The 9,662-nt window shown below is 72.1% G+C and carries 10 protein-coding genes and 1 pseudogene; 6 read left to right on the top strand and 5 right to left on the bottom strand.

Annotated elements, in window-relative coordinates:
* Positions 1-220: zf-HC2 domain-containing protein (locus tag G3I65_RS26190; protein ID WP_239071454.1), on the bottom strand; the 220-nt coding region annotated here is incomplete at its 3' end.
* A 58-nt stretch (positions 221-278) separates the two neighbouring features.
* Between G3I65_RS26190 and sigC the strand changes: the two genes are divergently transcribed.
* From sigC to G3I65_RS26170, 4 genes are all read left to right on the top strand, one after another.
* Positions 279-824: an RNA polymerase sigma factor SigC gene (sigC, locus tag G3I65_RS26185; protein ID WP_125312161.1), complete on the top strand. Its 546-nt coding sequence runs from the start codon at positions 279-281 to the stop codon at positions 822-824.
* 164 nt (positions 825-988) lie between these two features.
* Positions 989-3,235: a xanthine dehydrogenase family protein molybdopterin-binding subunit gene (locus G3I65_RS26180; RefSeq protein ID WP_160698464.1), complete on the top strand. Its 2,247-nt coding sequence runs from the start codon at positions 989-991 to the stop codon at positions 3,233-3,235.
* A gap of 8 nt (positions 3,236-3,243) precedes the next feature.
* Positions 3,244-3,702 (top strand): (2Fe-2S)-binding protein, encoded by a 459-nt coding sequence (locus G3I65_RS26175; protein ID WP_160698463.1) that lies wholly within the window; start codon positions 3,244-3,246, stop codon positions 3,700-3,702.
* Positions 3,703-3,839: 137 nt separating this feature from the next.
* A complete protein-coding gene (locus G3I65_RS26170; RefSeq protein WP_160698462.1) occupies positions 3,840-5,063 on the top strand; it encodes a CdaR family transcriptional regulator in 1,224 nt (407 codons plus the stop codon).
* 6 nt (positions 5,064-5,069) lie between these two features.
* Here G3I65_RS26170 and G3I65_RS26165 read toward each other — a convergent pair whose 3' ends face one another.
* The 4 genes from G3I65_RS26165 to mgrA all read right to left on the bottom strand — a co-directional run bounded on the left by G3I65_RS26165 (position 5,070) and on the right by mgrA (position 8,200).
* The gene (locus G3I65_RS26165; protein WP_239071453.1) at positions 5,070-5,426 is read right to left on the bottom strand and encodes a YciI family protein; all 357 of its coding nucleotides are present in this window, start codon (positions 5,424-5,426) and stop codon (positions 5,070-5,072) included.
* 106 nt (positions 5,427-5,532) lie between these two features.
* On the bottom strand, positions 5,533-6,405 hold the full coding sequence (locus G3I65_RS26160) for a TIGR03564 family F420-dependent LLM class oxidoreductase (protein WP_309235706.1): 873 nt from the start codon (positions 6,403-6,405) through the stop codon (positions 5,533-5,535).
* A 16-nt stretch (positions 6,406-6,421) separates the two neighbouring features.
* Entirely contained in the window at positions 6,422-7,081 is a 660-nt protein-coding gene (locus tag G3I65_RS26155; RefSeq protein WP_160698461.1) for a TetR/AcrR family transcriptional regulator, read from the bottom strand.
* A gap of 90 nt (positions 7,082-7,171) precedes the next feature.
* A complete protein-coding gene (mgrA, locus tag G3I65_RS26150; RefSeq protein ID WP_160698460.1) occupies positions 7,172-8,200 on the bottom strand; it encodes an L-glyceraldehyde 3-phosphate reductase in 1,029 nt (342 codons plus the stop codon).
* Between the two features lie 63 nt (positions 8,201-8,263).
* Here mgrA and G3I65_RS26145 point away from each other — a divergent pair, with 63 nt between their 5' ends.
* Both G3I65_RS26145 and G3I65_RS26140 read left to right on the top strand, forming a co-directional pair.
* Positions 8,264-9,145, top strand: coding sequence for a MoxR family ATPase (locus G3I65_RS26145; protein ID WP_160698459.1), 882 nt, complete (start codon positions 8,264-8,266; stop codon positions 9,143-9,145).
* Positions 9,142-9,662: pseudogene (locus tag G3I65_RS26140) on the top strand (hypothetical protein); the annotation flags it as partial. The gene G3I65_RS26145 and the pseudogene G3I65_RS26140, both read left to right, overlap by 4 nt.

Below are 9,662 nucleotides of genomic sequence, written 5' to 3'. Positions count from 1 at the left end.
AGCCCTCGCCCGACGGCGCCGGGGTGCGCTCGAGGATCGCCGCGGTGAGGTCCGGGACCGCGGGGGCCGGGCGCAGCAGCATCGCGCGCCGCAGCCGTTCCGCGCCGGCGAACCACTCCTGGCAGGCCGCGCAGGTCGCCAGGTGCTCGTCGGGTGAAACCGGCTCGCTCTCGCCGTCCAGCCGGGCAGACAGCGCTTCGCGGCAGTCCTCGCACCTCATGGTCCACTAGTCGGACGGCGGGCTCACAAAGTTCCTCGTTACTGCTAGGTTCCGCACCATGACCCGCGGTGAGGACGACGAACGCGTCACGGCTCTCGCCCTGGCCGCCGGCCGGGGTGACCGGCGGGCCCTGGAGGAGTGGGTCCGCGCGACCCAGGCCGACGTCTGGCGCTTCCTCGCGCACCTCACCGACGCGGCCGCCGCCGACGACCTGACGCAGGAGACCTACCTCCGCGCCTTCGGCAGCCTTCGCCGCTTCGCCGGCCGCTCGTCGTCGCGCACCTGGCTGCTGGCGATCGCGCGCCGGGTGGTCGTCGACCAGATCCGGGCCGCCTCCGCGCGCCCGAAGATCGACTGGGACGCGCCGGTCGACCAGGGGCGCGCCGCGGCCGGGTTCGAGGACCTGGTCGAGCTCGGTGTGCTGCTCGACGGCCTCGACCCGGACCGGCGCGAGGTGCTCGTGCTGACCCAGGTGCTCGGGTTGTCCTACGCCGAGGCCGCCGACGTCTGCGGCGTGCCGGTCGGCACCGTTCGCTCCCGGGTCGCGCGCGCTCGCGACGACCTGCTCGAAGCCCGCCGGGAACGCGGCTCGGACGCCGGCTGAACCAGCCCGTTGGGCCGTCCGGCACTGTGGCGGCGCACACATTCGGTGGCTTCCGCTGTCATCTCGTCACAGGAATGGGCGAACTCGACTACTCCGCGTTGACGGCCTGACAACGCCTGCTTAGCGTGGCGCGCACCCCGCCACCACGCTGCAAGGGATTCCCGATGGCCAGTCCCACCACCGAACCAGCCGAGCCCGCCGAAGCCGGGAAAGTCGGCCGTCGCCGCTTCCTGACCTACCTCGTCGCCGCGCCCACGCTCACCGTCGCCACGAAGCTCACCGCCGACGCGGTGGCCCCGGCGACCGCCGACGCCGTCGTCCCGACGCTGCCGCAGCCCGCGGAGATCCTCGACCTCGGCGACGTGCTGACGCTGTCGTGCGCGCCGACCGCCGGGATGCTCGTGCTCGAAATGACGCCCGACGGGCGGGCGCGGCTGCAGCTGCCCCGCGCCGAGGTCGGGCAGGGCATCACGACGGCGACCGCGATGCTCGTCGCCGAGGAGCTGGACCTGCCGCTCGACCGCGTCGACGTCGTGCTGTCCGACGCGCGCACCGAGCTGCTGTTCAACCAGCTGACCGGTGGCTCCAACACGATGCGCTCGCTCTACGACCCGGTGCGCGCCACCGCGGCGACCGCGCGTGCCCGGATGGTCGCCGCGGCCGGGGCGCAGTGGGGGACCGACGCTTCGCGGCTGTCCACTCGCGACGGTGCGGTGTGGGCGCCCGACGGCCGCAGCGCGGGCTACGGCGCCCTCGCCGGGCCGGCGTCGCGCACGGACCTGACCACCGGTGCCATCGCGCCGAAGGCCGAGTCGGCGCACACGCTCGTCGGGACGCCGACCTCGCGCAAGGACGCCCGCGCGATGGTCACCGGCAAGCAGGTCTACACGCTCGACCTCGACGTCCCCGGCGCGAACCCGGTGATGGTGCGGCGGCCGCCGTCGATCAACGGCACCGTCGAGAAGGTCAACAACGAGGCCGCGGTCCGGGCGATGCCGGGGATCATCGACATCGCCGTCGTGCCGACCGGGGTCGCGGTGATGGCCGAGACGTTCGGCCAGGCCCTCGACGGCAAGAACGCCCTCGACGTCACCTGGGGTCCGGGCACAGTGGACGGTGAGGACAACGAGAGCATCAAGAAGAAGCTGCGCGGGGCCGCGCTGCCGTTCGTGGTGCCGCCGCTGCTGACGCAGTACGTCGACGGCGAGTTCGACTTCGCCTTCGCCAGCCACGCGCCGATGGAGTCGAACTCCGCGGTCGCCGATGTCCGGGAGGACAGCGCGACCATCTGGGCCGGCCTCAAGTCGCCGATCGTGGCCAAGCAGACCATCGCCCAGGAGCTGGGACTGCCGGAGAACAAGGTCACCGTGCACGTCCAGCAGGGCGGCGGGTCCTTCGGGCGACGGCTGTTCTTCGACGCCGCCCTCGAAGCCGCGCACATCTCGAAGGCGATGAAGAAGCCCGTCCGGCTGATGTGGAGCCGGATCGACGACATGCGCCACGGCCGGGCGCGCGCGGCGAGCTTCCACCGGATCCGGGCCACCTTCGCGCTCGGCCAGGTGCTGACGTTCGAACACCGCGTCGCCAGCGTCGAAACCGACTGGAGCCACGGCCTCGGCGAGATCCTCACGGCGTTCGCGGCGAAGCTGCCCGTCGGCGGGAACCTGAGCTTCGCGCAGACGGTGTTCCTGCTGACCGTCAAGTCGCCGTACAACTTCGGCGTCACCACGCAGCTGCTCAACGAGGTCCCGCTGAAGTTCCACACCTCGGCGTGGCGGTCGGTCTACTCGGCGAACACCCGCGGCGCCGAAGAGATCATGGTCGACGAGATCGCGAAGAAGCTCGGCAAGGACCCGGTGGCCTTCCGCCGCGAGTTCATCAAGGAAGAGCGGCAGCGCGCCGTGCTGGACAAGGTCGCGGAGCTCGGCGAGTGGGGCAAGACGATGCCCGCCGGGTTCGCCCAGGGCGTCGCGGTGCACGGCGAGTACAAGTCCTACACCGCCTGCCTGGTCGAGCTGGACGCGCGCGACCCGAAGCACCCGCGCGTCACGAAGGCGACCATCGCGGTCGACGTCGGCAAGCCGGTGAACCCGCGCGGGATCCAGGCGCAGATGCTCGGCGGCCTGACCGACGCGATCTCCACGACGCTCACCGCCGGACTGCACATCGACAAGGGGCTGCCGCTGGAGGGCAGCTACTCGCAGTTCCACTACGCGCGCCAGAAGAACTCGCCGAAGGACGTCACCGTGCACGTCATGCCGGCGACCGGCGACGACATCGGCGGCGCGGGCGAACTCGGCCTGCCCGCCCCGGTCGGCGCGATCGCCAACGCCTACGCCCGGGCGACCGGGATCAAGCCCCGCAGCTTCCCGATCACCTTCCCGGTCGACTTCGACCCGTTCCCGCGCTGAGGAGAACCATGCCGAACTACACCTTCGTGGTGAACGGGAAGACCGTCACCGTCGACGCGCCCGCCGACCTGCCGATGCTGTGGGCGCTGCGCGACAAGCTCAAGGTCCGCGGGCCGAAGTACGGCTGCGGCATCAACGTCTGCAAGGCCTGCACCAGCCACCTCGACGGCGAGGCGTTCAACCCCTGTGTCACGCCGGTTTCGGAGTGCGCGGGCACGGAGGTCACCACGATCGAGGGCCTGGCCGACGGCGACGAGCTGCACCCGGTCCAGGAGGCCTGGCTGGAGCAGGACGTCGCGCAGTGCGGCTACTGCCAGCCGGGGCAGATCATGGCGGCCGTGGCGCTGCTGAAGAAGACGAAGAACCCGACGGACGCCGACATCGACGCGATCCAGAACGTGTGCCGCTGCGGCACCTACTTCCGGATCCGGGAGGCGATCAAGAGCGCGGCCGCCAAGATGGCCTGACGCGGATGCGGAGGTTCTACACAAGAACCTCCGCATTCGCGGTGCCTGTAGCAAGTTCACCCGGTCGTGGCTGGTGCTTTCGGGTTAGATGCGGGTCTCGGGCCTCGACGAAGAGGCCGGGGGACCGGAGGGCACCCATGCACTACCAGGCGCTGCTGTCCGACGGGCTCGCCCCGCGGGTCGCCGTCCTCGCCGCCGACGTCGAGCGGAAGCTGCCCGAGCTCATCGAGAGCACCGTGCGGCAGATCCGCGCCGAGATGCCGGTCTACGCCGACGCCCGGTTCGTCACGCACGCCGAGCTGCGCGCGTCGGTGCGCGCCAACCTCGAGCACGTGATGCGCACGCTGCGCGGCTCGGACGGCCCGGACCTGGCGCAGGCCCACGCGACCGCCCGGGCCCGGGCGCTGCAGGGCGCGCCGCTGCCGGAGCTGCTGCGGGCGTACCGGATCGGCCTGACCGAGGTGTGGCACCGGTTCGTCGAGCTGACCGCCCGCGAGCAGGACCTGGCCGGGCTGGTCGCGGCGACGACGGCGATCTGGGCGCTCGTCGACGACCTCGCCGAAGCCCTCACGACGGCCTACCGCGACACGACGGCGGAAGTCCTGGTGGCGCACCAGAACCGGCGTTCGGCGCTGGTCGAGGCGCTGTTCGCCGGCGGGACCGCGACCGAGGGCACGCTGTGGGACATCGCCCGCGTGCTCGACCTGTCGCTGGACGGCACGTTCGTCGTCGTCGCGGCGGAAACCCCGCGCCTGGGTCAGGAACCGCTGCCCCAGATCGAGGCCCGGCTGCGCGGGCTGCACCACGCGTCCGCCTGGCGGCTGACGCCCGACCTGCAAGTGGGCGTGGTGTCCCTGCGCGACCCGGCCGCGTCGAAGGCCGTCGTCGAGCTGGTGCGCGAGCACCCGGTGGGCCGCGTGGGCATCAGCCCGGTGTTCACCGGCCTCGGCAACACCGCCCGCGCGCTGCACCTGGCCCGCGTCGCGCTGTCCAGCATGACGCCGGGCACGCCCGGCCTGGTCCAGTTCACCGAGTCGCCGCTGGCCGGACTGGTGGCCAGCGCCCCGGAGGCGTCGGTGCAGCTGGCCCACCACGTCCTCCAGCCGGTGCTGGACCTCCCGGGCGACGACCGGAACGTGCTGCTGCTGACGCTGCGCGCGTGGTTCGACTGCCAGGGCTCGACGAAGCTGACGTCGGAGCGGATGTTCTGCCACCCCAACACGATCCGCCACCGCTTGAAGCGGATCACGGAGGAACTGGGCCGGTCCCTGACGAACCCGGCGGACATCGCGGAGCTGGGCGCGGCTCTGCGGGCGCTGAACCTGTTCCCGGAGACGGCCCACCTCCCGGCGCCGCGGTGAGCCGGCTCAGGCGAACCCGGCGAGCGCGCGCACCTCGATCGGCACGTGGATGGCGGCGGTGACCCGGGCGGCCCACCCCAGCGCGGCGGCCAGGTCGGCGGCTTCGATGAGGTAGAACCCGCCGATGTGCTCCTTGCCTTCGGCGAACGGCCCGTCGGTCGTGAGCACGTCGTCACCGGCTTCGCGGACCACCCTGGCCTCGGCGTGGTCGGCGAGCCGGGCGCTGAAGACCCAGGCACCGGTGGCCTTCAGGTCCCGCTCGACGTCGCCGAGCAGCCGCTGCGACTCGCGCATCCGCTCCTCGGTGGGTGGTTCGCGGACTTCGCCGTCGACGCTGTGGACGGACAGCAGGTAGTGGGCCATGGCGCTCCTCCTCGGGGTTCCCGTCGTTCGCAGTTCACACGAACGCGACGGTCCCGGATCGACTGCCGCGGGTAGTCCGATCGGGTCATGTTTCCTCAGTGGCGGTTCACCCGGCGGCCAGCAGTTCGCGGGTGCGGGCCTGGTCCGCGGCCGGGCCGAAGGGCATCACCAGCAGTTCGGTCGCGCCCGCGTCTTCGAGGGATTTCACCTGGCGCAGCACGGTTTCCTCGTCGCCGACGAGCACGCTTTCGGAGATGCGCTCGTGGCCCTCCCGGTCCAAGATCGCGCGGTAGGCGGGGACGTTCGCCGCGGCGCCGTAGGTCTCTTCGACCCACTTCCGGCGTTCGTCGACCTCGGACGTCACGCAGATCAGCTGGCCGGAGACCACGCGGGAAGCCGTCCCGAGCGTGGGCACCACGAACTCGCCGGTGGCCCGCGGGCCCGCCCACGTCGTGATCACGCCGTCGGCCAGCTCGCCGGCCAGCCGCGTCGACCGCGGGCTCACCGAGCCGAGCAGGACCTGGGGCCGGGCGGCGCCCGGTGCGTTCACCCCGCCCGCGGCCGTCAGCGTCTCGCCGTGGACGTCCGCTTTTTCGCCGCGCAGCAAGGGGTGCAGCGCTTCCAGGTACTCGCGCAGGTGCCGCAGCGGGCGGTCGTAGGAGTACCCGAACTCGCCTTCGATGATGAACTTGTGGCTGAGCCCGACGCCGAGGTGGACCGGCACCCCGGTGGCCGCCTGCGCGGTCAGCGCCTGCGCGGCCATGGTGATCGGGTGGCGAGGGTAGGTCGGGACCACGCAGGTGCCCAGCTCGGCACCGGGTGCGGCGGCCCCGAGGGCGGGCAGGGCGGTGAGCGCGTCCCAGCCGCCGCGCTGGGCCACCCACAGCGTGCGGTAGCCGAGCTTCGCCGCTTCGCGCGCTTGAGCGGTCATGGCGTCGAAGCCGACGCCGAGTTCGTCGATCAGGATTCCGGTGCGCACCAGGGCCTCCAGGGTGTCAGTACGCGCGCTCGATCTGCTTCCGGTCGAGCGCGACGGATTCGGTGAACAGCTCGAGGACCCGCGGTGCGACCGCGCGCAGCTGCCTCGTCGAGAGCGCGACGGGTTCGAAGGCGTGCGCGACGGTGTCGGCGATCAGCTCCGGCGGGTGCGCGGCGCGCAGGAAACCGTGCAGCACGGCCTGGTAGGCGACGGCGAGCTCGCGCGCCGGCCGGTCCGCGCGCAGCAGGTCGTTCGCCGCCAGCAGCTCGAGGTAGTCGACGAACGCCTGTTGGTGGCGCGGGTCGAGCTTGGTGTGCAGCTTCGGCAGCAGCTTCCCGAGCGTGCCCGCGTCGTCGGCGTACCCGGCGCGCAGCAGCGGCCGGCCCAGCACGTTCGCGTACTGGATCCCGGTGAGCCGGGCCAGCCCGACGGCGAGCGGGTCGGCCTCGAGTGCCGTGACCAGGTCTTCCAGGCTACGGGCGGACTCGCGGAGCAGCACCGCGAGGAACAGCTCCTCGCGGTTCTTCCAGTGCAGGTAGACGGTGCCCTTGCCGACGCCGGCGCGCTCGGCGACGTCTTCGACGGTCGTGCGCCGGTACCCGGCGCGCAGGAGCAGCTCGGCGGCCGCGTCGAGGATGCGCTCGGCGCGTTCGGCCCGGTTTTCGGCAGGAGGCACGGCGCCATCGTATGACCAAATACGAAATCTGGTCAAACGTCGGCCCGGAAAACGGCGGGACGCGTGGCGCGCCCCGCCGTCGTCGCGGGCTCAGGCGTCCGAGGACCGCTTCCAGAGGTTGATGTCCGCGTCGGTCGCGTGGCCGTCGATCTCGGTCAGCTCCTCGGACGTGAAGTCCAGGTTGCCGAGCGCGCCGACGTTGTCCTCGAGCTGCTCGACGCTGCTCGCGCCGATGAGCACCGACGTCACCCGGTGGTCGCGCAGCGCCCACGCCAGCGCCAGCTGGGCCAGGGACTGGCCGCGCCGTCCCGCGATGGCGTTGAGCGCGCGGACGCGGTTCAGGCGGTTCTCGTCCAGGGTGTCCGGGTTCAGCGACTTGCCCTGCGCGGCCCGCGAGTCCGCCGGGACGCCGTCGAGGTACTTGTCGGTCAGCAGGCCCTGGGCGAGCGGCGAGAACGCGATGCAGCCCGCGCCCGCCTCGTCCAGGGTGTCGAGCAGGCCGTCCTCCTCGATCCAGCGGTTCAGCATCGAGTACGACGGCTGGTGGATCAGCAGCGGGGTGCCGAGCTCGCGCAGCATCCGCGCCGCTTCGGCGGTCCGCTCGGAGCTGTACGACGAGATCCCGACGTAGAGCGCTTTCCCGGCGCGGACGGCGCGGTCGAGCGCCCCGACGGTCTCCTCCAGCGGCGTCTCGGGGTCGAAGCGGTGCGAGTAGAAGATGTCGACGTAGTCCAGGCCCAGCCGGCCGAGCGACTGGTCCAAGGAGGACAGCAGGTACTTGCGGGAACCCCACTCGCCGTACGGGCCCGGCCACATGTCGTAGCCCGCCTTGGTCGAGATCACCAGCTCGTCGCGGTAGGGCTTGAAATCGGTGGCCAGCAGCCGCCCGAAGTTCTCCTCCGCCGAGCCGTAGGGCGGGCCGTAGTTGTTGGCCAGGTCGAAGTGGGTGATGCCGAGGTCGAACGCGCGGCGGGTGATGTCGCGCTGGGTCTGCAGCGGCCGGTCGTGGCCGAAGTTGTGCCACAGCCCGAGCGAGATCGCGGGCAGCTTGAGCCCGGAACGCCCGCAGCGACGGTAGGGGATCGAGTCGTATCGGCCGGAAGCGGCAACGTAGGTCACGCGGCCGATGCTAGCCGGGTCGTCGGGTACGCTCCGGGTGAGCGAGCGCTTAGGAGGCACGTGGTGGGCACCGGATTCTTCACCTCCGTCGACGACGTGTCGGCCAAGCTGGCCGGGGCGGGCTACCTGGCCTCCACGGCGGTCGCGACGACGGTGTTCCTCGCCGACCGGCTGGGCAAGCCGCTGCTGGTCGAGGGCCCGGCCGGGGTCGGCAAGACCGAGCTCGCCAAGGCGGTCGCCCAGGTCAGCGGCTCGCGGCTGGTGCGCCTGCAGTGCTACGAAGGCATCGACGAGGCCCGCGCGCTCTACGAGTGGAACCACGCGAAGCAGCTGCTGCGGATCACCGCCGGCCGCGACGAGACGTGGGAGCAGGCCCGCACCGACATCTTCGGCGAGGAGTTCCTGCTCCGCCGCCCGCTGCTGACGGCGATCTCGTCGGACGAGCCGACCGTGTTGCTGATCGACGAGACCGACAAGGCCGACATGGAGGTCGAGGGTCTGCTGCTGGAGGTGCTCGGCGACTTCCAGGTGACCGTGCCGGAGCTGGGGACGATCACCGCCACGCGCCCGCCGTTCGCCGTGCTGACCTCGAACGCGACGCGCGAGCTGTCCGAAGCGCTGCGCCGCCGCTGCCTGTTCCTGCACATCGACTTCCCAGAGGAAGAGCTGGAACGCGAGATCGTCCGGCTCAAGGTCCCGGGCATCGACGCCGCGCTCGCGGATTCCGTCGTCCGGGTGATCGCCGCCCTGCGCGCGATGGACCTGCGGAAGCTGCCGTCGGTCGCGGAGACCATCGACTGGGCGCGCACGCTGCTCGCGCTCGGCGCGTCGACGCTGGACGAGCGGGTCGTGCGGGAAAGCCTCGGCGTCGTGCTCAAGCACCAGGACGACATCGCCAAGGCCGGCGCCGGGCTGCAGCTCGAACAGGTCCTGGACGCGTCGTGACCGGCGGCGTGCCGGAGCGGCTCGCGTCGTTCGTCAAGGCACTCCGGGCCCAGGGCATCCCGGCCGGCCCCGCCGAGACGGTCGACGCCGCGGCCGCGCTGGAAGTCCTCGGGATGGACGACCGCGCGCTCGTCCGCGAAGGCCTGGCCGCCGCGCTGGTCCGCCGTGGCGGGCAGCGCGCGGTCTTCGACGCCGCCTTCGACCTGTACTTCCCGGCGGGGATCGGCACGCCCGAACGGGCCCGCGAAGAGCCGTCGACGCTGGAAGAGCTACGGGAGGAGCTGGCCGCCGCGCTGGCCGACGGCGACGAGCAGGCACTCGCCCAGCTCGCCGGGCTCGCCGTCGACCTGCTCGGTCAGTACGGCTCGGCGTCCGGACCCGGTGGCGGGTTCTCGGCGCACCAGACCCTGGAGCGCCTCCAGCCGCAGACGCTGATCGCCCGGGTGCTGGCCGCGGTCCGCGGCGGGGGCGCGCGCGGCGAGTTCACCGACCGGCTCGACCGCGACGAGATCCGCCG

This window comes from Amycolatopsis sp. SID8362 (assembly GCF_010550475.1).
Taxonomy (GTDB): Bacteria; Actinomycetota; Actinomycetes; order Mycobacteriales; family Pseudonocardiaceae; genus Amycolatopsis; species Amycolatopsis eburnea.
Note: the sequence above shows the minus strand (reverse complement) of the source record. Positions and strands in the feature narration are given on the sequence as shown.